Origin of the sequence: Paenibacillus sp. N3.4, from assembly GCF_008017805.1 — a bacterium.
Taxonomy (GTDB): Bacteria; Bacillota; Bacilli; order Paenibacillales; family NBRC-103111; genus Paenibacillus_E.
The window spans coordinates 32,250-55,851 of the sequence record NZ_VRTT01000049.1 but is presented as its reverse complement, the minus strand read 5'-3'; the positions used below and the strand labels follow the sequence as shown (position 1 = coordinate 55,851).

Annotated in this window: 19 protein-coding genes and 1 pseudogene; 5 read left to right on the top strand and 15 right to left on the bottom strand. The window is 44.0% G+C overall.

Going from position 1 to position 23,602, the window contains the following annotated elements:
• Positions 1-182: 182 nt before the first annotated feature.
• From FU659_RS22585 to FU659_RS22555, 8 genes and pseudogenes are all read right to left on the bottom strand, one after another.
• Positions 183-6,674 (bottom strand): glycoside hydrolase family 99-like domain-containing protein, encoded by a 6,492-nt coding sequence (locus FU659_RS22585; protein ID WP_147949618.1) that lies wholly within the window; start codon positions 6,672-6,674, stop codon positions 183-185.
• A gap of 131 nt (positions 6,675-6,805) precedes the next feature.
• On the bottom strand, positions 6,806-8,479 hold the full coding sequence (locus FU659_RS22580) for a type 2 periplasmic-binding domain-containing protein (protein WP_147949617.1): 1,674 nt from the start codon (positions 8,477-8,479) through the stop codon (positions 6,806-6,808).
• 127 nt (positions 8,480-8,606) lie between these two features.
• Positions 8,607-9,482 (bottom strand): carbohydrate ABC transporter permease, encoded by an 876-nt coding sequence (locus FU659_RS22575; RefSeq protein WP_147949616.1) that lies wholly within the window; start codon positions 9,480-9,482, stop codon positions 8,607-8,609.
• Positions 9,483-9,495: 13 nt separating this feature from the next.
• Positions 9,496-10,398 (bottom strand): ABC transporter permease, encoded by a 903-nt coding sequence (locus tag FU659_RS22570; protein ID WP_147949615.1) that lies wholly within the window; start codon positions 10,396-10,398, stop codon positions 9,496-9,498.
• A 373-nt stretch (positions 10,399-10,771) separates the two neighbouring features.
• Positions 10,772-11,938: a helix-turn-helix domain-containing protein gene (locus FU659_RS22565; protein ID WP_147949614.1), complete on the bottom strand. Its 1,167-nt coding sequence runs from the start codon at positions 11,936-11,938 to the stop codon at positions 10,772-10,774.
• Positions 11,890-12,876: a cache domain-containing protein gene (locus FU659_RS22560; RefSeq protein WP_222708604.1), complete on the bottom strand. Its 987-nt coding sequence runs from the start codon at positions 12,874-12,876 to the stop codon at positions 11,890-11,892. The genes FU659_RS22565 and FU659_RS22560 overlap by 49 nt, the downstream gene beginning before the upstream one ends.
• A gap of 815 nt (positions 12,877-13,691) precedes the next feature.
• Complete coding sequence (locus FU659_RS35720) at positions 13,692-13,862, bottom strand: hypothetical protein (RefSeq protein ID WP_187274318.1); 171 nt, start codon at positions 13,860-13,862, stop codon at positions 13,692-13,694.
• 91 nt (positions 13,863-13,953) lie between these two features.
• A pseudogene (locus FU659_RS22555) lies at positions 13,954-14,193 on the bottom strand (class II fumarate hydratase); the annotation flags it as partial.
• Positions 14,194-14,484: 291 nt separating this feature from the next.
• Here FU659_RS22555 and FU659_RS22550 point away from each other — a divergent pair.
• Both FU659_RS22550 and FU659_RS22545 read left to right on the top strand, forming a co-directional pair.
• A complete protein-coding gene (locus FU659_RS22550; protein ID WP_147949612.1) occupies positions 14,485-14,922 on the top strand; it encodes a hypothetical protein in 438 nt (145 codons plus the stop codon).
• Complete coding sequence (locus tag FU659_RS22545) at positions 14,919-15,686, top strand: hypothetical protein (protein ID WP_147949611.1); 768 nt, start codon at positions 14,919-14,921, stop codon at positions 15,684-15,686. Before FU659_RS22550 ends, FU659_RS22545 begins: the two co-directional genes overlap by 4 nt.
• Positions 15,687-15,805: 119 nt before the next feature.
• Here FU659_RS22545 and FU659_RS22540 read toward each other — a convergent pair whose 3' ends face one another.
• Positions 15,806-16,177 (bottom strand): HesB/IscA family protein, encoded by a 372-nt coding sequence (locus FU659_RS22540; protein WP_147949610.1) that lies wholly within the window; start codon positions 16,175-16,177, stop codon positions 15,806-15,808.
• 137 nt (positions 16,178-16,314) lie between these two features.
• A complete protein-coding gene (locus FU659_RS37460) occupies positions 16,315-16,494 on the bottom strand; it encodes an aspartyl-phosphate phosphatase Spo0E family protein (RefSeq protein WP_261807975.1) in 180 nt (59 codons plus the stop codon).
• 334 nt (positions 16,495-16,828) lie between these two features.
• On the opposite strand from FU659_RS37460, the gene mqnE reads away from it, so the two are divergent.
• Together mqnE and FU659_RS22525 are read left to right on the top strand one after the other, a co-directional pair.
• Complete coding sequence (gene mqnE / locus FU659_RS22530; protein ID WP_147949609.1) at positions 16,829-17,929, top strand: aminofutalosine synthase MqnE; 1,101 nt, start codon at positions 16,829-16,831, stop codon at positions 17,927-17,929.
• Between the two features lie 47 nt (positions 17,930-17,976).
• Positions 17,977-19,041: an NAD(P)/FAD-dependent oxidoreductase gene (locus FU659_RS22525; protein WP_147949608.1), complete on the top strand. Its 1,065-nt coding sequence runs from the start codon at positions 17,977-17,979 to the stop codon at positions 19,039-19,041.
• A 3-nt stretch (positions 19,042-19,044) separates the two neighbouring features.
• On the opposite strand, the gene FU659_RS22520 is transcribed toward FU659_RS22525, so the two are convergent.
• Positions 19,045-19,299 carry a YuzB family protein gene (locus tag FU659_RS22520; RefSeq protein WP_147949607.1) on the bottom strand — a complete coding sequence of 85 codons (255 nt, stop codon included), beginning with the start codon at positions 19,297-19,299 and terminating at the stop codon, positions 19,045-19,047.
• Between the two features lie 98 nt (positions 19,300-19,397).
• On the opposite strand from FU659_RS22520, the gene FU659_RS22515 reads away from it, so the two are divergent.
• Positions 19,398-19,643 carry a NifU family protein gene (locus FU659_RS22515; RefSeq protein WP_056829608.1) on the top strand — a complete coding sequence of 82 codons (246 nt, stop codon included), beginning with the start codon at positions 19,398-19,400 and terminating at the stop codon, positions 19,641-19,643.
• 49 nt (positions 19,644-19,692) lie between these two features.
• On the opposite strand, the gene FU659_RS22510 is transcribed toward FU659_RS22515, so the two are convergent.
• The 4 genes from FU659_RS22510 to FU659_RS22495 form a co-directional block, all read right to left on the bottom strand.
• Positions 19,693-20,502, bottom strand: a complete 810-nt coding sequence (locus tag FU659_RS22510) for an SDR family oxidoreductase (RefSeq protein WP_147949606.1) — start codon at positions 20,500-20,502, stop codon at positions 19,693-19,695.
• Between the two features lie 7 nt (positions 20,503-20,509).
• Entirely contained in the window at positions 20,510-21,220 is a 711-nt protein-coding gene (locus FU659_RS22505) for a Cthe_2314 family HEPN domain-containing protein (RefSeq protein ID WP_147949605.1), read from the bottom strand.
• Between the two features lie 27 nt (positions 21,221-21,247).
• Positions 21,248-22,213, bottom strand: a complete 966-nt coding sequence (locus FU659_RS22500) for a DMT family transporter (RefSeq protein ID WP_147949604.1) — start codon at positions 22,211-22,213, stop codon at positions 21,248-21,250.
• A 235-nt stretch (positions 22,214-22,448) separates the two neighbouring features.
• The gene (locus FU659_RS22495; protein WP_187274316.1) at positions 22,449-23,354 is read right to left on the bottom strand and encodes a COX15/CtaA family protein; all 906 of its coding nucleotides are present in this window, start codon (positions 23,352-23,354) and stop codon (positions 22,449-22,451) included.
• Positions 23,355-23,602 lie beyond the last annotated feature (248 nt).

The following is a 23,602-nucleotide window of genomic DNA, read 5'->3' as shown; positions in this document are numbered from 1 at the left end:
TTCCTAGATATGTGTCGGATCGTTGACGTGGCAAAAGCCACGCCCTATCCGAAATTTTCTAACTCACGACTGAAGTCACGAGTTTGCGAAAGCTGTTCATCAATAGTCAAAAGAGCGCCTATTGCCTTTGATGGCAATAAGCGCTCTTTTGAAATACTTGTAAGCCTAGCACAAGCGGGTCTTCACTTACTGACCGTTACACGTATCGTATCGCTTGAGGTTACTCCTGAAGCATTTACAAGCTCGGCGCGGTACTCATATGTGCCTATGCTTCTGTTAGCTATAGCTTTCATCGCAGACTGGGCGTTTGGCGATTGATCCGTCAGAGCTTGCGTATCAATAAGCACGCCGTTCTCAAACAAACGATATTGGGTACTGTTAGTACCCCACCACAAGTCCATTTTTACGTTGAAGCTACCGGAACCTCCCCAATTATCATGGGACAAAATCGGTTTCCCTGGATTCGCGTTCGTTACAGTCACAACCATCACATCGCTTCTCGTTGTGCCGAATGCATTGGACAGTTCCGCAACATATCGATACGTACCGTTCTTCTTGCCGTTAATTTCAGTAGTATAAACCTGGGCTAGCGGTGTGTCATCTTTGAGCATTCGCGTATCAATCACTACATCGTTCTCATAAAGCTTATAGGTGTTCCCGTTATCTCCGTACCACATATTCATCGTAACATTATAATTACCCACAAGAAGTCCTGTAAGGTAACCATTGTCGTTCGAAAGAGTGGGCTTTCCTGGTGCAGCTTTACTTTTCGGAGGCGAATCTACAGACGAATCGGGAGTGATATCCCCAGCTTGAAGATGATGATAACTAAAATGACTGATACGACCACTTAATCCATTTTTTTCGTAGACTCCAATATAATGGCCGGGTACCAAATTGCGAATTTCGCTAGGCACTCCACTCTCCAATGCAATTGCATCCGCTGGCACACTTCCACTTAGCGTACCGGGTATGGGAATGGCGGTTGGGGATACCTGCAGAAATAACTGGTATACCGATCCAGTCACACTGGACGACGTATATACAGCTGCTGTAACACTCGTCGATCCCGGAACGCTTCCCGGCACTACGACCAAGGGTGCTAATAAGGGAGGCGCTGGCGTATCCTGCGGGGTAACCCCATTCGTATTTCCTTTAAAATAAGCCCAATTGGCCTGGATCCCCTCCAGCAGTGCAATTCCATCCGAGCTTACTTTCAGGCTTCCAGCCTGAGTCCCAATCGAAATCTTGGTTCCCTGAATTACGTTTCCTGCGAATCCATATAATTGACTGCTTTTCATGATCCCTTCTGTCAATACTCTCCCCGACGCCCCCGGTTTAATTCGCTCCAACGCGATGCCTACAAAGCTTTCAGGAGCATCAGTGGCATTCATGAGCCGCAGGGTAGTATTGTCGGTATCAAAACGCACAGCCGCAAATCGGGGAATCCCAACCTGGGTATAATTGTTTAAAATTAATTGCTTATTCGATACCTGCGGATAATATTCACTACCTGTCACATTATATTCCACGGCTCTGCCTGAAACGCCCAAAGCTTCATTAATTTTGCCCAATACATAGGAGTTGGGCTGATTCGTATAATTTTCATTAAAAATGATCGTTTTGGTGGTTCCATTTTCAAAGGTCACTTGAAGTGTTTTATTATGGATGGTACGATCCCCAAGCCTTCTTCCCAACGTATTATTGACGTCAATGTTGGAACTCAAGCCCACCTTGATACCCGATATATCCCAGTATCCGTATAGATAGCCATCCAGGCCACCGCCTCCGTCCCGGGTTTCATACGTCCCCAGAATATCCGGCACGGCATCTCCGCTAACCCTTACAGAGGATTGGCTGCCTGTGGAGCTGCTGAACAAGGCCAGCGCCCTTCCCCTATGGCCATCCTCGTAACCGATCGGTGTGCTGTTCGTAAAGGTAACGTTATAATCCGCATGGTTCGCATATTGGTTCTCCGGTTTTTGCGTAATCCAAGGCGAATCATTCTGAACCATATAAGTCCCTATAATTTCAGTGTTATTGAAGATGACCTCATCGTTCGTTCCACTGCCCAAGGATTGGATAACAATAGGCTGCAAGGTCTCCGTGGAAACGATTTGACTGTTGTTGATCACATTGATTTGGGGTTTGGTGAAATCCTCGCGATTATGCACATACCAACCGATAGCTTTCGAAACAAAAGAACTGCCATAAACAGTCTCCCTTACACCGCTCGCGGAACCATAACCCCAAGCATGCGAACCCACCCCGCTGATCCCGCCCAATACCTTGGTCGGGTCCAAATCTGCCGGTGGAGTAACACCCGGATGAGCCGCCACCCAGCTTTTGCGATAATTAACAGCTTCGAGATTGCCATAATGCTCGATATGGGTATTTTTCACGATATGAACCGCATCCTTATTATTGCCGCTGTCCTCATTGTTAACCGGATGCCTCATATTTTTGGCGGTAATCGTGAGATTCTCCAGATTGGCCGTTCCCTTCAGCCATATGGTGGATTGGTTGGTGATCTCAAGGTTAGTGGCTGATGGACTATTCTCTCCTTTTAGGATGACCGTTTCTCGGTCGGTTCCCCGAAGGGTCGTATAAGGCTTAACCACCCAGTTTTTCTCCGTATATACACCTGGATAGATCAGTATGATATATTGCTTTTCGGGACTGCTATCCTGAATGCTATCGTTAGCCAGCTTAGGAGAGATGAAATCGCCGGTTCCATCAGTCTTTACTGTCAAGGTAACGGTTTCCACATACCCTTCTGTGACTGTAACCGCAGATGAAGCCGTTTTGGCTCCATCCACTGTCGTAATCGTGATAGTAGCCGTTCCCTCTTTTTTCCCATAGACGGCTCCATTCACATCCACAATAGCTACCAGCGGGTTGTCTGAGCTCCATGTGACTGCCCTTTCTACCGCATTTTGAGGCTCTATGGTGGCCATCAACCGCCTTGTCTTGCCTACACCGATCTCCATAGTTGTATGGTTCAGGCTGACGCCAGATACACGAGCTGGGATGGGGTCATTGGAATAGGTCACAGGCCGGATTTCTACGTCATCCAGATAATAGGCATCGGCTAACGCAGGAGAATCCGTATACAAATACATCGTCAAATTGGAAACAACACCGACTTCATTCAGCTTAAAATAGCCCTGTACCTGCTTCCAATTGGTAGCATCCATCGCAGGTCCTATTACCATAACCACCTGCTTGGAAACACCATCTAATTGGTACTGCAAACATATACGAAGCTTCTCTCCAAGAGTTGAGCCTTGCGCCAGCTTCCCCCATGCGGAATAGTAATATTCCTTCCCGTTTTCCACGCCGGGAAAATAGATTTTTGCATACGGATATTCTTTGGTGATTTTGACCGACTGATGACCGGAATGATATTCTGATGTGCTTAATTCCGTACTAATCCTTGATCCGGTATAGGGCAGTATGCTCATTTCCATCCCTGGATCAACTAACATATTATCACCCAGAATTTTGGGCAGAGAGCTGAAAATATACAAAGTTTCTTCCTGTGCTTTCCACACCGAATGAAAGCCGAACAATGCGTCTAACGCATCGATTGAAACCAGCAAATCACTTCCCGTCCATACAGGCACATGCTCCAGGTTTACGGGCGTATTTCCTTTATAGGCTGATCTTTGTCCGTATACGACCCGAATGACACTGTTATCCTTTACAGCGAGGAGAGAGCCTTCATGATCCCATTCATAAGGTACTTTCATTTTCTTAAGAATCTCGACCAAAGGCACCCTAACGCTGCCATCGATGATTTCCAAAGGTGTTAAAGTTGTTGCCGGCTTTCCGTCAAGCATCATCTTTATGCCCTCTATGGGAACCGCCACTAGGCCAATCCGGTCAATACTGAAATCACCTGTGGTTGTAATCGGGTCAACACGGATCTGCTTTATAGTTCCCGTCCAGTTACCAAGGCTCCACATCGGTACATAGTAGTCCGAATAGTTGCTGTCATAATTATTGACGTAAAAGTCGACGGCCATGGCTTCTTTCCAGACTTGATCCTTTTCGGTGATAAAATAAACCTTGCCTGCCATATCAGCAGTACTGTTTTTCATACGGATATGCAGGTAGGGATTCTCTTCCGCAGAAATCCCCAGTGAATCGGGTGAAAGTATGCCCGGATCATCACCCGTTGATGTACCCGAATAATAACCTCCCGCAATGCTTACAGGGTTGACCTGTTTAGCTATCGTCCAGCCCTCGCTGTCTCCATCCGTATTGAAATCCCATAATTTGCTGTACTGGATACTGCCATTATTAGTTAGGAGCGGAGGTTCAACCGCTTTGGAAGGGAGGACGGTTCTGCCTTCCGGGTATAAGACCCGGACTCTATCCTTTTGCTCGGGTGTAGGCACAACATTCGTATGTGTACCTCCCGCTGTAAATACTTCCCGGATTGCATCCAGATATCCAAATCCGTTTAACCCGGCTGGCAGAATAAAGTGGCCCTCCCCGTATTCATTCCAATTATCGAGCAATATGATTTTGCGGCCCGGGCTTTCTTTCGGTAAAGAGGGTATAAAGCTGTCTTTTACCCATTGTGCCGTTGATTGAAATTCCTGGGGTGTTGCATAATAACCCCGCGCTCCGCCCCAAGCGCTATCATCCCTGCCCATGCTGATAACGGGGATCACATCCATTATCCCTACATCCCTCTGCTGCTCCAGCTTAGACTTCTGGAGGGCTTCTCTCCCGGCAAGCGCGCCCCAGGAGTAGGCAAACACAGCATCCATACCCGCATTCTGCATATCGCTCATCATGGCAGAATCCGCACCTGAACTGGATATCAGAATAATCACATCATCAAAGCCAGCGTCTTTGCAGGCTTGCCTTAAATAGTCCATTTCCACCTTAAGTGACTCTGCCGTGCCGCCCAGACTATTTTTCAAAGGGGTATAGCCATATATACTAATAACCGGCTTGTTGTCGACGACCAGATATCTCGGGTCTTTGAAATAATATTCCATCCAGTAGGGCACCAGGTTATTCCTGAAATCATCGCTTCCGCTTACCTTGGAGGCAGCAGCCTCCCACATGATCATAAAATTCGTCTGGTTACTATATTTACCATTAAAGTAGCCATCATGAAGCGCCGCTCCCAGACGTGGGTCCTTAATCGGCTTTCCTTCCGATCCCGTTGGCCTGTACCAGCAATACATCTGGAAGTCGACTCCATGCTCTACCATCCACTTCGTTTCCCAGTCCGCTACCTCCGGGTTTCCTTCGTCATAAAAGCCAAGCACCGGGACTCTTTCTGGGTAAGGCTGGATCCGATCCCATCCCAAATGCTGCCCTTCTCTCCACAAGGAGCAGGCCTGGGCACCAACTAAGGCATTCCCTTCCTTGGCCACCGGCACAGGGGCAGGTACATAATCCGCAGGCTCCTCAGCCTCTTGGTACAAAAGAATATCATCCAAGGACATACTTCCGTGATTGGAGGCGGCAATGGCAAAGCTGACAAGATCAACGCTGCTCGCCAGTACATCCAATTGTTCTACCTTCAGCTTGCCGTTCACATAAAGATCTGCTTTATTTGTAACCGTATTCATTTTAAGCTTCACATGGTACCAGAGATTGGGTATATAATCATAAAAATTTATATATTGGCCAGCAGCGTTTTTATAGGAGAATTTTCCGTCTTGTGTCAGCCATTGGAAGGCTGTTGATTCTCCACCTTTTAGTTCCATGGAGAAGCCATCCAATTTCGTTGGCATCAAAACCTTGTACTCCATAACCAGGCGCCCGTCTTGGGAAGGAACAGATCGCCCTATATGCATAGCTCCATTCGCGTTGGCTGCATTCATTTTTAAGCTAAACACATCCGGAGCTTTTGAATTATTCATTTTTTCAACGGCAATCGCACCACCATTAGGCTGTGCGCTCCAGTCCTGTGGCAGCGGTCCTTCCACGGTAGAAAGGAACCTTTCATTAATGACATAGCCTTTATGAATCTTGACCGGTGAAAAATACATTTCGCCCGTAGTCACATCGCCTGTAATCACAAGAAAGTTGTCAATCGACTCTACACGATGGGTAAAGCCTTTTTCCGTTGCCTTTAACAGGCCGTTGACATAAACCTGCACGTTGTTGGCTTCGAGGTCAGCAATCACTTTAACCCCATATTCCACATCGGCGGTAAGCGTCTGGAGGTCATACCAGGTCTCCCCTGTTGCCAGACTCAGCTTGCCATTCTTTACCTCAAGGCTAACCCCTGCCACTTCTCCACTACGAAGCTGCCACTTTACTCCATTTACAATAGCAGGCATTCTAAATCTGTATTCCAAGGTGAGCTTGCCAGCATGCTGCGGACGAATTTTTTTAGTCATGGATACGGGAAGTACATTACTGGTATCGCTAATTTTAAACCAGCTGTTATAGCCGTAGGAAATCGCCCCTCCCGCTTTTCTTATATCCCATCCACTAGCCACGGCATCATTGGGATTATAGGCAGTAGTCATGACAGAAAAATCCTCATCCAATAGGTACTCCGCTTTGGGCGAAGCTACCATTTCTGCATGAGCGGTAGAAGCTCCCCATTGATTTATCATCCAAATAGACAAGATACATAGAGCCACAAGAATCCCTGACAAGCTGATCTTCTTTCCCAGACAAATCTCCCCTTTCATTATTGAAATCCGCTTTATGCTTTATCATCGCCTTTGTTTCAGCCAAACCGTAAGACTGCTTTCCGACATCAGAACGATAGCTATCCATTCGTCCTAAAGCAGCGTTTTGGTTAATCAACTGTCGTGTAAGCCTACTTTACATACTGCTTGTATATTTCTGCCGTTGTGTAAATTTTATCTTTATTCTTGGCGTACCAGTCTTTGTACCATGCCTCGATTTTGTCGCCGCCGCCTTTGCTCCAGGCCGTTTTAGCATCGTTTATCGCCTGATCCACGGAATAAGAATCACCGCTTACAATTGCTTTGTTGAAAATATCGTTGATCGATTGCGTTAATGAAGCCGAAAAAGCCGATAAATCTTGTGGAAGGGCCGGATTATAACCCGAAGCCGTGAATCCGTTGAAAGGACGCTCTGGATTTAAATAAGCAGGCTTCGCTTGCTGAAGCAGTAGATCCAGATATTCCTTCTGCAGCGGAATTTTCGCATCGTATACTTTTTCCGGTTGCGCGCATTTGGCAAGCAAACCTATCCCTATGTTGGCATGAATTCGGAAATCTCCGTTATAGTCCACCTCAGCTTTTGATTTGGCCGGATCAATCTGCTTCGGACAACCATTCTCTCCCATCTTCCAATGTTCATTTTCGACACCATATGTCAAAGACAATTGTGTCGAATCCTTGGTAAGAAAGTCCATATGGTCCATAACAGCCTGAGGATTCTTGGCTTTCGCATTCACCGCCGCTACCATCTGAATCGGTTCCCAGCCCCAGCTGTATGAACCGTATGCTGTCGTTGGAAATGGAATAAATTTAATTTTGGCATTTGGATTATTTTTACGTAACGTTTCGAAATTTTTGTATCCCACACTCATTGCGTTGATATTATTAGCACCGTAAATACCAAGCTTGCCGTTGACAAAATCCTGAAGCGCCTTTTCCCCTTTATCTGTCAAGAAGTCTTTATCTACCGTTCCTGCATCGAACAGCTGCTTCTTCAATTGCAGAGCAGCTTTGGAATTATCCCACTGCCGAACAAGCTCTCCATTATTTAGGATCATGCCGTCTGGGATTTCACCACTATTGTACATACGATCGATTACTCCCCCGCCGATGAAGCTTAGCTGGTAACCGAATGTATCCTTCTTCCCGTTGCCGTCCGGATCCCGTTCAGTAAACGCCTTGGCAACAGCCAATAGCTCTTCAGGGGTTGTCGGAGACTTCAAACCCAGATTTTCCAACCAATCCTCCCGAATCACCAGTCCCACATTCAGCGTAGAACCAACCACACGGCCAAAATAATACATCTTGCCATCTTCATTCATAGCCAATTTCTTGACGCCTGGATTCTGCTCAAGAAATTTTTTGTATTCCACACTTTTGCTGACCATATCATCTATTGGCATAAACTGCTTTTGCGCAAGAAACTGATTTTTAATTTTTGCATCAAATTCAAAGATTAAATCAGGAGCCGATCCCGAGGCAAACAAAGTATTCAGCTTCGCCAACGATTCCCAGCGTGGAATCGGGACAAACTCTACATTTGCCGGTCCGTTGGCATTGATCCATTTGCTCCAGCGGTTGTTGTCTATGGTACCTTCGGCAGCTGGTACAGTCCCCCGGTCATAGACGGAAACCGATATTTTCGACTTAGGCTTCATTGTCGCCGGTTTAGTCGCGTCTGGAGAAGCTGTATCACTTACTGTGTTATCCTTACTATTGGAGCAACCGTTCATAGTCAATATTACCAATGCCGATGCCAAAACGATCCTTATTTTTGTACGATATCCTGCTTTTATCCCCTTCATATTTAACCCTCCTGATTATATTTCGTTCATTTCTCCGAGCATTGATACCCTTGCCCATTCATACTCCTACTTCTTTCCTTATACGCTAACCGATTGACATCACCTCCTTAGCAATCCATAACAGCCTCTATCCCTTAACTGCACCAACTAAGGCACCTTTGACAAAATATTTCTGCAAGAATGGATACACGATCATTAGGGGTAGCAGCAAAATCACAACTGCTCCTGCTTTGATCGCTTCTGGTGTCATAGAAACCGAGTCTTCCGCTTGAAATGTATTGATTTGCTGAAGCAACTGCTGGCTTGCCACCATATTCTGCACAAGTACAGTAAGGTTGTATTTCTTAGCATCATTGATGTACAGGAGCACTGTTAGAAACTGGTTCCAATACCCTACAGAATAGAACAAAGTTAACGTGGCAAGGACTGGTAAGGAGAGCGGGAGAAAAATTTGCAGCAGCATTCTGTATTCTCCGCATCCGTCCATTCGTGCGGCATCTTCTAGTTCAGCGGGAATATTGAGGAAGAATGTTCGCATAATCATCATATTGAATGCGCTAACCAAGGACGGCAGCCAGATCGCAGCGTAAGAGTTAATCAACCCCAATTCTTTGATGACCAGAAAGCTTGGGATCAATCCACCGCCGAACAACATCGTGAACACAATCGCCAATGTAAAGAAACGTCTGCCATACAATGTATTTCTAGACAATGGATAGGCAGCCAATATTGTAAATAACATACTCAGGGCAACACCAACCACTGTTATGATGATACTATTTTTCAAAGCGTGAATAATTCTTGTTCCTTCGATAAGCTGCCTATAGGCTTCGATGTTCCAACCGATCGGCCAAATCGACACCTTTCCCGAGATAATGGCAGAACTATCGCTCAATGAGACTGCCAAAATATTGATTAAGGGCACCAATGCACTAATCCCGAATAAAGCCAAAAAAACGTAATTAACGGCGAAAAAAACGCGTTCTCCCTTGCTGGTTTTCATTCTGGAGTCCCTCCTACCATAAGCTCTGGTTATAACGTTTTGCGATTTGATTGGCAGTCACTACCAGAATTAATCCGATACATGATTCAAATAAGCCCAGTGCAGATGTCAGACTGAATTGTGAATTCTGTACACCAATCCGATATATGTAAGTGCTAATGACGTCCGATAGAGTCGCGACAGGCGTTCGCAATACATACACTTGATCAAATCCAACCTCCATTACACGCCCCAAGGAAATAATCAGAATAAGAATCATGGTCGAAGCCAGTCCAGGAATCGTAATATGCCAAATTTGCTTCCATTTATTAGCACCGTCCAGGTTGGCCGCTTCATATAAGCTGGTATCGATGCTTGTTATTGCTGCCAGATAGATGATCGCTGAAAACCCGGTTTCTTTCCATAACGCCGATCCGATAAATATCGACCACCAGGAGAAATTGTGATAAAGAAACGCATAGGTCTCTCCGGTTATCCGTTCAATTACATGATTAACAATGCCTGTTTCCTGATTAAATATCGTGAAAACAAACCCGCTGATAATGACCCATGAAAAAAAATGAGGTAAATAAATCAACGTTTGGATCGAGCGTTTGAACCACATCCTGCGTACTTCGTTTAAGAGAATAGCCAATATTACTGGCAATGGAAAGCCAAATAAAATGCCCGTTAAACTTAACACAAAGGTGTTCTTCACAATTCGAACCGTTTCGGGATTCGAGAAAATATAATGAAAGTGCTTAAGTCCTACCCATGGGCTGTCGAGAAAACCTTGAAACAGATTGTAATCCTTGAAAGCAATAATCAGTCCTAGCATAGGTATATATTTGAAAATAATAAAAAACAATAACACAGGGGTAAACATGATAAACAGTGGAAAATTTTCTTTCAATCGCTTTTTCTTGATGGTTACCATTTGATGCCTACCCTTCCTTTCTTAATCTCTTTTTATTGATAGTTACCATTTGATGCTTACCCTCCATTCTTCTGTGGTGTCTGTTATAAACCTAAGTGTAGGGATATTCATATTACGCCTGCAATAGACAAGAATCTGTTGTCAAACAATTTTCTGTATAAGCTGGGATATGCGATTTGCCTTCACTATAATTGCCGCGTGAGGATACTTGCTCAATAATAGACACAATTCAGTAGCAGTCATATTTCCGTCCAGTTCTCGAAACAATTCCTTTATCTGGCTTGGCATTCAATTTTGACCACAAAAAAAAAGCCTCAAACATATGAAAGATTCATACGCGAAGGCTTTATGAACATAGAGCAGCGAAAGAATCTCACTTTACTGATTCACTGCGGAATACAACTGGCGTTTTCCCGGTAATTCTCTTGAATACCCTGTTAAAAGAGACACTATGCTGATAACCGACCTTTCCGGCAATATCCTGTACAGACATGGAAGTATCACTCAGCAGTTGTTTGGCATGCTCCATCCTCACGAAGGCCAAATAATCAACAAAGTTTTCCCCGAATTCTTCTTTAAATAGTTGACTTACATATTTCGAATTGATTTGGAATTTATCACTTAAATGATTTAAGGAAAGATCCGGATCAAAATAGTTGGCTTCAATATAGCTCCTTACCTCGGCAAGCAGGCTCCTATTGTTCCTGCCTTCACGTATACGCTCCAGATGTTCTGATGTTTCAGTCAGAATCAGACTTGCCTTACCACGGAATTCCCGTAAAGTATCAAACCGCTGCAATAATTCATTGATAGGCAGCAGCCCTTTATTTCGCCATATTTCGCCATAGTCCTCCGAAAGCTCCATGAGCTCCCGATTCATTTGATAAATCAGATAATTTAGTATACTCTCTACATCTTCTCTGGATAGCAGTGTTCTCTCCAATTCATCAAAGAATGCCTCAAGCTCCTCCCCCCACGTTGGATTGCCCAAGCGGAATTGCTGTGACAGCTTCCGTACAGGCTGGAGATGACGGAACATATCCCCTTTCGGAGACATTTCGATATCGTTGTAAGCAATGATTCGATTGCTGCCCAAACCAGATTTATAGCCAAGCGCTTGCTTTGCGTCGTCGTATGAACGATAAATCAATGCGGCTTCCTTGATTAAACTGCCTACACCAATCGTAACGGTAAACGTCAGGTTGCTCTGCACCCATTCACGCACTTCCTCCAGCATACTTGCAAGCCGCTCGGAATTCTCCCCCTGCTCGTCCTGATATTGATAAAGCACCCCTACGATATGATGATCCATCCATTCATGCCAAACGATCACACCGTTATTTTGTGCCACTTCCGCAATCACACTGCACAGAATAAATTTTAACAAGTATTGATCCTTCTGGCTGTAGCTCATCTTAAAATCAGTAAATTTATCCATTTCAAATAACACGACTTCAAAACCGCTATACTTCACAGGACGTTCAAACTTGATCATTTCGTCCGTCCATTGCTCAGGTGTGATCTCTCGCGAACCTTCCAAGGCCTCTTGAAAAAATACTTCTTGCGGAATACGATATTCTCTTCATGCCTTTGTTGAAATTTATTCGATTCCTCTATTAAATTCTCTACCGCATTCTCAATAAAACTGAGCTGATTTCCTCCTGTATACGTAGCCAATTTCTGGCTGATCTTGAAGGAGAGCGATTGAATTTGATTAATCATAAGCTCGACCGGACGATAATTGCGACGGGTGATATAAACAATCCAGATGACTCCAAGCGCAACTATACTCAGACCAATAATAAGCCATATATAAGAAAAATTAGAAATAAAATAATACACCTTACCCGCCTCGACACCGCTGCGGAGATGCCAATTGGTTATCGGTGAGTGAATATCGGATAAATACATTTCTGTTGGCTTCTGCTTGGCTCGCTCTAACTCGGAACCATTTCTTGACAGAATTACATTGCCCTCACCATCCACAAGCTCCGCGTAGCTGATCCCTGAATCAAATAAATCCTGGAGTATCTTCTGTAAAGCCGTTATTTTGACATTGGTGACAATCTTGCCTTCTTCCCCGGAAAATAAAATCACGCTGCGAACAAGTGTTATTACAGATATCGGCTCCGTCTGCGAGGAGAACTCCACATATTGTCTACTTCCGCTCCATGATTGAAGCGACACATCTCCGGTCAGTTGGGCTTGCAGAAATTCCTTATCCCCAAATTCGCTGAGCGGAATAAAACGGTTCTTGCTTAAAATGGCTTGATCCGAGTTACGGTAAAGATAAATCGAATCGATAATGGCATGCTTTAAGACTAGATTATTCAATTCAAGTGAAGCTCCATAGGTTTGGAATAAAGGGTTAATTTCTTGCTGTGGTGTAAAAAAATCACGAATACTGCTGTGGTCTGCTATAATTTCATTGATAATACTTTGATCAATAGCCGAAAGTGATTGATCAATAAGCTTCATTACTTGTGTGGAATAAATTCGATTAGCTTCCTCGGCTTCCTTCTTTAAAACCTCACTCACTCCCAGAAAAAGAAATAAAATGAGCAAAGTAACAACAATCAAAAAAACCGGTACATAAGAAATCAATATCCGTGAAAACCAATGATTCCTAATAGGTACACCTCATTTTTTAAAACAACCTTATTATAGGTTAATTATAGCGACAGGATATTAGTTCAACAATAGACATGTTTCTGTGATAGACATAATTCCGTTCAGTTAGAAGCACGGTTATAAAGGTCGGTTTATCATGCCTGTTGATTAACCAGTTTTTAGGTTGTTTAGAGACGATAAATAGACGTGTTATCCAACACTCTAGCAATAGCGATACTCCATTCAGCTTGCAACTGCTCATGCTGAATCTGTTCTTTAAATCAAATGAGTGGTATTGACTTGCAAGAAATTACGAATGAATTGGCATGAGTGTACAACCATTTTATGATGACGTAGGTCATTAGCCCGGCAAAAAGTTGATTGAACACAGCATTCTTGGTTGTACCAAACAAAACAAGACAGGCACATTCAGGTTTTGCTTGATACCATTGTTGTCTGTGCATACAACGACGCGATGGCGAAGTGCTGACTGACACTGTTGTGTTCCAAGATAACAAGCCATATCCCGACTTACATTTGAAATTTCGGATGCCATTCGTTTTAAAGAGTGGGGAGTTACCAAGTCCACATTGTGGTGCAAACGATTTTACAGAAAGAGCGATCTTTTTTCAATTTATGGATTCCTTATTTTGGTTAATCAACAGGCGTGAATAAAAACACGATTAGATGTGTGGTTCTTTCCAAATTTCTGTTTCCAATAACATATAATCCTTCAGCTTTTGATCTGCCGAGTCATGACTTAGACGGACAATTTCCTCCACTTGCTGTGGGGAGCCTTGCAGGTCTTGGCTGGGATACTCTTTCTTCGAATGACGCAAAATTTCAAATAACATGCCCAACGGGAACCACCTTCTCTTCTTCAACAAATTCATAATCAACCGAAAGCATCCCACTGGCATGCGGAACAGAAGGAATAGGCAAATTAATAATTTCATATGACGTTATTTCAATAACTCTCGATTTATCTGGATGTAATGAACCTAGGTGCTGATTGACCGTCGTTACGCTTCTTTTGAGAATGCCGAATGCCTTAATGAGTGCTAATGGCATCATTTCCGTGCCTATGCGAAAATTCATAAAGCTTCACTGCGTCTGTGCTGCCCACAGCTTATCAGCTGGCACTTGAATTTCCCCTAATGTATCTCTCTCCACACGATATGTCATCGTTAACCTCCATCTGAATGGCCAAGATTAATAAAAATGCTGCCTGCCTTCTATAATAAATGATAATGATTATCAATCTTAATTATATTAAAGGAATAGGATTTTTCCCAATAAAAATAGAAACATTTCCCTTACGGCTACGTCTAAATAATTGAATAACAAGCACTTCGCCAATTAGAGATATCACAGGACTTAATCGTAAAATTTCATAGAGGAGAGATCATTCTGAGAAAACAAATCGGTTGGACACTTTCATTTTTCTTATTCATTTCTGCTATCTGGGGCCATACTGTGTTAGCTAATTCGCACGACTCAGCGCCAAAAGCAATTACGTTGTTTGAGAATACCCTTTTGTATAATGAGGCCAACGATCAATCCGCTCCTGTAGGCGCGATCTCTCCGCAGTCCGTGAAAGTGACGGGATTAGAGCAAGGATGGCTCTACAAAGATGATCCATGGGTTCGAATAAGTACGTGGATGGGCGACAAATGGATTCACCCCAGCCTTGCTTATGGAGGAGAAGAAACGGCGGCAACTAATAAAATCAGTCTTACAGGGGAAGAAGAACTCTATAACTACCCACTCAGCAACTATCCAACGGGTGCAACCATAAAGCCGCAAACTGTGCAAGCCCAATCCATATTAGGCCCTTGGATCAAGATCCAAACCTGGCTGGGTACCAAGTGGATTTTACCAAAGCACCCTGTCATTTCCGAGGAACCCCGTTGATAGAGCAAGATCATGATGGATATGTGATGATATCCAACCTACACACAGAGAAAGGTTCCGATGGAACTACCAAGCTGGTTTCAGGTACTATTCATATCAATAAGGACCTTGCCGGAAAAGCCATAGATATCTCTGTTATTGGTCAGGACTCTTCTGTTGTTGCAACCACCGATTACGTTTTCATCGCTGATCAGGATATTAATCCACCTAAAACGGGTGATAACCGTACCTTCCAAACTCAAGCCTCCCTCAATGGCGAAATAATGGCGTATCATATTATTGTCAGGGACCTCTATCGATATGAGCATTTTACTGATTATTTGTACGCGATGAATGGGGCCCCGATGAACCTCATGTTCGGACCTCCCTCTGGCTTTTCAGGCCAATTATCCGTTGATCAGATCAACCGTTTTTTTGTACGGTTGGATAATACAACCCAACATGCATGGACCGTAAGTCCAGTTAACATGGAATTGGAAGTGTATAAATCCAATGAACAAAACCAAGAGCTCGAGCTTGTTTACAGCTACAAGCTGCCAACTATTAACGGGACGATCGATACGAAATCAGGTTATTACATGGCTATTCCATGGAATCAAAGAGGTAACGATGGACAGTTTATCTCCCCAGGACGCTATTTGGTAAAACTATCGCGGCCTGATACGATCACTTACTTGCAAGCCGATAGTAAAGAAGTACAAACTTATACGGTTGAAACTGATACCAGACATCCATGGAAGTTCTTTGTGGAATATGTGAAATAAAAGCAAAAAAAGCTTGCCCGTTGAGGGCAAGCTTCTTGATGTTGTGAAAACCTTCTAGCATGTTCAGGTCTGAACAATCCAATCCTGCACATGCTAGAAAGTTGTTTAGTCTATTGTTATTAAGCCTCAACCTTATCGTCGCACTTCTCGACGTTGCCTTGTTCTTCCTTGTGCTTGAACGATTGACCGCAGCCACATGAAGCAACAGCATTCGGATTATTAATGGAAAAGCCCCCGCCCATACCTGCGTCTGTGTAGTCGATCTCTACGCCGTACAGATATTTGGAACTATCCTCGTCCACAACGACCTTAAGGCCGTGAATAGTCAATATTTTATCGTCATCCTTCTGCTCATCGTCGAAACCCATACCGTAAGAGAAACCACTGCAGCCTCCGGCTTTAACGCCCAGACGCAAGAATAGGTTCGGTGATTCTTCGGAAGCAAGAAGTTCCTTAATTTTGTCAGTTGCTGACTCACTAATTGTAATCATAACAGAAATCCCTCCTAAAGTTTTCCTTGAGGAAAACTGGCATCTTAACTTAACATAAGCTTTCGTAAAGCTTACTACTAAGTATACTCCTATTCAGAACAATGCTCAAGGGCAGATACATCTCTTAGGACCATTCATTACTGTCTAGGTCTCATCGCATAATATTGTAATAATAATTGATCCAGTTCTCTGCTGCATTGCTGCACTTCCGGATGAAGGAAGCCATACCTGGTTCCCAGTGTGACCATTTGGCCTCGAAGCTGTTCAATTTCTATATTTAATCGTTCCTGCGGTTCGGTCACGAAAATCGTTATCACGTTATTATCACCTTTTGCCCTACGTAATCACATTGCAATAGTATACAGGAATTTGTTAATATTGGGAATATATTTTCCCTAAATTTGTAATTAACATGTAGATTTTTGTAGATCGTGGAATTAAGTTCATGTAAATATTGCCCCTCCCAACGCGTAGGTTTATAATAGGTGGGATGGATTGCACGATGATAATTCAATAGGTGTGAATTCCTGAACCGAACTGGCTGACAGGTATGCGAGCGACTCACACCGCCAAACGCATTTACTCTTTTTCTAACTAAATGCGTCGATTTAAGCTGGGCTTTATTTTCTATTCAATAGGAGGAATCAAACAATGAGTGTTGTGACTACGGACCCGGTCAAACGAATGGCAGAAATTGCCGACAAGGTTGAGAATGGCCAGCGTTTATCGCAGGAGGATGGGTTGTTTTTATATGAATCCGATGACTTGTTAACCATTGGTCAATTAGCTAACAAGGTCAATACGCGTCTGAACGGAAACAAGGTCTATTTTGTCCAAAATATGAGTTTATACTTCACTAATGTTTGTGAGGAGCACTGTTCTTTCTGCCATTTCCGCCGCGATGAAGGTGAGGAAGGCGCATATACGCTGACACCAAGCCAAATGTTAGACTATATAGCAGAGAACTTTAATCCTGAAATCAAGGAATTCCATATTAGCCAAGGGCATAATCCTCATTTGCCATTCGAATACTACGTAGATTGCATTCGTCAATTAAAACAAGCTTACCCTGACGTCACGATTAAAGCTCATACAGCAGCGGAAATTGAATTTTTTTCCCGGATTAGTGGACTCAGCTACCGCGATGTATTGAAAACGCTCATGGATGCTGGCTTGTCTACGCTGCCTGGCGGTGGAGCCGAGATTCTGACTGAACGTTACCGTACGAAGATGCACGTCGAGAAAGTGTCTTCCGAAGAATGGTTGAATGTTCATCGCAATGCGCATCAGCTTGGCATGAAAACACATGCAACGATGCTGTATGGTTCTATTGAAACTAAAGAGGAACGTATTCGTCATATGATGCTTCTGCGCGAACTTCAAGATGAAACCGGCGGATTCCTTGTTTTCATTCCCAATTCCATTCAACCAGCAAGCAAGAATGCTGGTCTCAAAAGACGGGTTCCTGCCTTCGATGAACTGAAAACTATTGCGATTAGTCGCTTAATGTTGGATAATTTCCCTCATATTAAAGCTTATTTCATCAATATCGGCACCAAATTAACCCAATTATCCTTCACTTTCGGAGCTTCTGATGCACATGGCACGATTGTAAAAGAGAAGATTTCGCATGCGGCCGGGGCTCTTTCACCTGAAGGTCTGACGCGCGATGAACTTGTTTGGTTAATTCAAGGCGCAGGTCGTGTTCCGGTAGAACGCGATACTTTCTATAATGAAATCAAAGTGTATTAGTCATACTAAGGAATAGAGATAAAGATATAGAAGGGATATTGGATGGGATGAAAAAGTTCGTTATTCTCGGAGGCGGTTATGGCGGTCTGACCATAGCCTTGAACATGCTGGAGAAAGATTTGCCAGAAGATACTGTACTTGTCCTTATAGATCGAAGTCCTTTCCAAGGACTCAAAACCGAATATTATGCACTCGCTTCTGGAACCATTGCCGAAACCCACGTCCGTGTGGCGTACCCTGTGGATCCGCGGTTAATTCTGTCTTTTGGAGAAGTCAGCGAAGTGGATTTGAACAACAAACAAATTCATTTCAAAGATAAGGAACCTTTGACGTATGATTGGTTAGTTATCGGATTAGGCTGTGTAGACAGTTACCATGGAATTATTGGCGCGCAAGAGCACTCTTCCAGTATTCAAACTCTTGCCCAAACTCGCGCTACGTACCAACGCATCAATGATATTGCTCCTTACGGGCAGGTTTCCATCATCGGAGGCGGTTTGAGTGGTGTGGAAATGGCGGCAGAGCTGCGTGAAAGCCGCGCTGATCTGAACATTCGTCTCATTGATCGCGGACCAAGCTTGCTGTCTGCTTTCCCAAGCAATTTGCAGCAGTATGTGCGTGAATGGATGAATGAGCATCACATCGAGCTTCGTCCCCAAGTTTCGCTCGTTCGCATAGAGGGCGGAGATTTGTACAATCAAGATGAAATCATCAAGACAGACGCAACGATCTGGACAGCCGGCATACAGCCAACACCCATCGTTGAGGCACTCAATGTACCCAAGGATCGGCAAGGTCGCATCGTGCTGAATGAATATCATCAAATTCCTGATTATCCTGAAGTTTACGTCGTTGGCGACTGCGCTTCCCTGCCGTTCTCCCCAAGTGCGCAAGCTGCTCAAGCGCAAGGCAAACAAATTGCTGAAGCGATGCAGGCCATTTGGAAAGGCGATACACCACGTTTGAGTAAAATAAAGCTCAGAGGCACACTCGGTTCGTTAGGCAAGAAAAGCGGTTTCGGCATCATGGGTAAACGTACGTTAATGACAGGAAAAATTGCTCGTATTCTTAAGAGCGGCGTCCTTTGGAAATCAAAACGTCATTTCGGCTAATACTCAATCACCCAGAAGATCGTACATCGCTTCAATCTCTTTAATTTTTGCTAAAATGTGTTCGTGCAACTGCTCTGCACTCTCTGCAGCAATGATTTCGCCATTCAAAAGTGCGTAGGGTTCCATATAACATTGCCCGCAATTGCCAAGGCAACCATATTCAATAACATCATAGTCCGGGTTTTCTTCCAATGCTTTCATAACCTTATCTGTTCCGTGATGCATGTTGCTTGCACAAAATTCAATAATGGGTCTCATTTTCCAAATTCCACCTTATGTCCTATATATTCAAGTTGAAAACCATTTTCATTTAGACAGTATTGTACTATAATAATAAAAGAAAGGAGATGAATCAAATGACTGAAAAAACAAAAGAAGTTATTTATGATGAAGTTCTTGAGGTTTTAGATAAACTCCGTCCTTTCCTGCAACGCGATGGCGGTGACGTCGATCTAGTTGATGTGGAAGACGGTATCGTGAAGCTGAAACTGATGGGTGCCTGCGGCAGCTGCCCAAGCTCAACAATCACGTTGAAGGCTGGTATTGAACGTGCATTGGTAGAAGAAGTAGAAGGCATAACAGAGGTCGTACAGGTATTCTAATACGACTATATCATAAGAAAGAGCTTACCTCTAGGGTAAGCTCTTTTTGTTAGTTGTTGCTATGTGCTTGCTTTTGTGCCGAATGCAGCACAGGTAAAGGCTGAATAGGGTCTAGACCACCCGATATATCCATAATATTACCAGTAATGAAATCGGAGGCCGGCAAACAGAGAAAATCAATCACACGAGCAATATCTTCCCCCGTTCCCGGTCTTCCCACAGGTGTTTCGCTGTCTTCTTCCTGCCGGGCTTCCTGCATGGTACGTTCTTTGTTCTTGCCACGAATGTCTCCCGGACATATCATATTAACGGTGATGCCATGGCTCGCTTCTTCTTCAGCCAATGTTTTGGTAAAGGAGACTAAGCCAACCTTCGCGGCCGCGTAAACGGCACGATGTGTCCAGCCTCTCGCCTCTGCCGCCTTGCCGAATCCAAAATGAATGATCCGTCCCCAGCGGTTTGCTCTCATCATCGGTATAACCAAATGATCGAGTTCCATTACACCCAGCAGATTTCCCCGCATCAAATATTCGATTTCATCCACCTGATAATCAACAAAAAATCGCCGTTCTCTAACAAAAGGACCCGCATTGTTTACGAGTATATCAATCGGTCCTAATTGGGAGCAGGTCTGGTCTACCATCCGGACGATGTCCTCACGTTTGGCCACATCGCCTTGTATAGCCACACTTCGCACACCAAGCTGCTCCAATTGTTGGACAAGCTCAAGGGCTTCTTTTTCACTATTCACATAGTTTATAGCCACCTGACAGCCGCGCTGAGCCAACGTGATCGCTGTCATTTTACCTAAACCCTTTGCACTGCCTGTAATTAGAACCGTTCGGCTTCTTAAATCCATGGTCCTCTTACCCCTCTGCAATCTTCGCCGTAATATAAGAGAAAGCTATTGTTAAGGTTCTGCATACCATATCAAATCCCTGCTGCAAATCAGCTATATTCGATTTAACATTTTCTACATGAATACGTTCCCCGGGAACGGGCTCTTTTTGCATCAAATCATCCAGCATTTCAGCATTAATATAATGAATTTCCATGTTGCGTTGATTTCTTAATCGGTCTAGGGGTGACTTATAATCTATTTTGAGATTGTAAAGCTGCAGCTCCAACGATCCGTGGATATGCTTCTCATGCATACGCCGCAAAACGGTAAAATACGAAAACCGCGATTTCATCGTTTCAGTCTTCAGTTCGAAGAGATCGTTCATGAATGTACCCAATTTATCTAAAATTGAAAATAAGCGAATAAAGGCATTTTTGTAAAAGTAAACAAAGCGATGATAGGCTTCGACCTCTTGAACATTCATTTCCTCCAAGAAAGCCTTGCTGATATGCTCGGCATACCGTTCACAGCAATATTTACTCTGCTCCAGCTCATCCAAAGCATCGATAAACCCTTTACTCCAAATCGCCAAACGATGGTACTTGGTATATTCCGAAGTCAACCGGATTCGCTCTTTGGACTCGAGTAATTGTATATAGGCTCTTACCGCATTACCAGCTTCCAAAAGCAGTCCACGGTCGATACGTTTCGGTTCATTGAATAGTACTCGAAGCATACGCACACCCCTTTTGGTCGTTCAATATCATTCTGTCAGAGATTTACCGCTTGTACGAGATAGATTGCTCCGTTTCACCGTTTGGGTAGGATTACGCTGAACCAGATACATCGCGGCTAATACGCCGATACCTCCCATGCATTGATTCAAGGTTATCGATTCGCCCAAGATGAAAAAGCCGGCAAGTGCTGCCGTTACCGGAAGCAAGTACCCATATGCGGATGATTTAAAAGGGCCCAGCTTTGCTAAGCTCCAGTTATGCAGCGCGAAGCCTACTGCCGTTGCCAATAAGGACGTATAAATTAAACTCATCCAACCCGTTGAACTAATAGCTGCGTAATACGACATATCAGCTCTCAGCAAAACGAAAGGCAGCAAGGAGACAGCTCCCGCTGTCATTTCTAGGGAGATGAGCAGCGGAAGCGGATAACGGCGTACTAGCCGATTCATACCGATCAGATATATTGCTCCCATCACGCTGCGCATCAACAAAAGAATATCCCCTCTAAGTGTCGCTCCGCCCAGATGAAAGCCTTCCGCTCCTCCAGAAACAATAATAACGACACTGCAAAGAGCAAGCGGAATACCAAGCATAACTCGCCACGTGAGCTTAACTTGACCCGCCATTAGTGAAATAAGCACGGTGATGACGGGCATGAAGCCTCGCCCTAGAACAGCGCCATTGGCTGAATTAGAAAACTGCAGAGCATACTGCAAGAGCGCTTCCATGCCTATGGCATTAAGAATCCCTAAAGCGCATACCAAGAGCAGGTCACGGCGTGCGATGTGAATTTTGAGCGTGTGCGAGCGATAATAGAAATAAGTATAAACCCACAGAATAGGAATCATACTTGCAAAGCGCAAGCCATTAAAAACAAGCGAATCCCATTCTCGTCCCCCTATTTTTAAAGAAGCCAAATTAATTCCCCAGAGAATATAGACGATAACAAACCCTACATGCGGATAAAAAGATCGTATTCGCTCAGAACTCATCCAAAGTACTCCTTCCAACGCGTATCGACTAGCTCGACGATATCTTCGCGCGGGAACAGCTCATCCAGATGCAAAATGTCAATGAAAGCTCGTAAATTCGTTGGTACCATGTTTGAGTGTCCACCTTTAGCATAAGAAATACGAGGGTAAATAAAAGGAAATAGCCTTCCATGAGAAGGCCTCCTCTAACGCCAACCAAGCTGGACGCACATTTGAGGAGCTCTCACGAGAGGCATTAGGCTTTGTGTTTGCGATCATATAGCGTTAATACACATAAATAACATAAAAATCCGAACATGCAAGCAACAATCATGGCATGAATCATTGCTGTAAATAAATAAGCAACTTCATTCCCCATGGACCAAGTGACAACCGCGCCACTGAAGACCTGCAGCAACACTAAAATAAGTGCCCATTTGCTGCCGAATAACAGCTTGTCTGAAGCTTGGTAATGACGTCTGGCTTGTACATATAGAAATAAGATACAAATAAACAAGAGCAGGGCTGCCACACGATGAGTAAACACAATCCCCGTGGCACCAGATAGTTCAGGGATAACCTCACCATTGCATAGGGGCCAACCGGAACACCCGCCGCTTGAAACAGTGTGACGCACGAAAGCACCTAAGTACACAACGACGTAGCTATAAATCGTTGTCCCCCAAACCAGCACTTTAAAACCTTTGTAAATGGTCGTATCTCTTTGGAACTGTCCCCACGGGGAAAAAACAAGCGCAAGCAGCAAAGAAAAAGCGAATGCGAGAAGGGATAATCCAAAATGGAGTGCTAATACGAGTGAAGATTGCGGCCATACGACAGCCATCGCACCCATTGCCGCTTGAATAAGCGTCATCAACACAGTAGCTGATATGAAAAATTTGGCGTCTCTTCGTTTTACATAACGGAATACAAGATAAAGTGTTGCGATCAATAACATGGTAACAATGCCAACAACCAATCGATGGCTGTACTCAATCATCGATGAAATCGTGTGTGCCGGGACGAATTGCCCATGACACAAAGGCCACTCATCTCCACAGCCTCTGCCCGCGTCTGCTTTGGTGACCAAAGCGCCCATGGCCAGAATAAGAAACATGCCAATAGCCGATAGATTCGCCAATCTTTGAATCCATTTTTGCATTAATTACACCTACTTTTATGTCATGACTTCTGTAGCTCGTTCCGAAAATGATCTATCCGCTTTCAATTATAGCTTTAAAAGGAGGGCAAATCCATTCGCAATTGTTACAAAGCTCTGAAACCACCTTAGATCACGGTCCGCATTGCTTTTTCTGTAACATTTGCGCTAATAATGCGCTCACGTAAGCTAATGTTTCGCCGCCAAATCGAAGAACAATCAGGAGATGAGCAGCAAAAAGCGACCCCTTC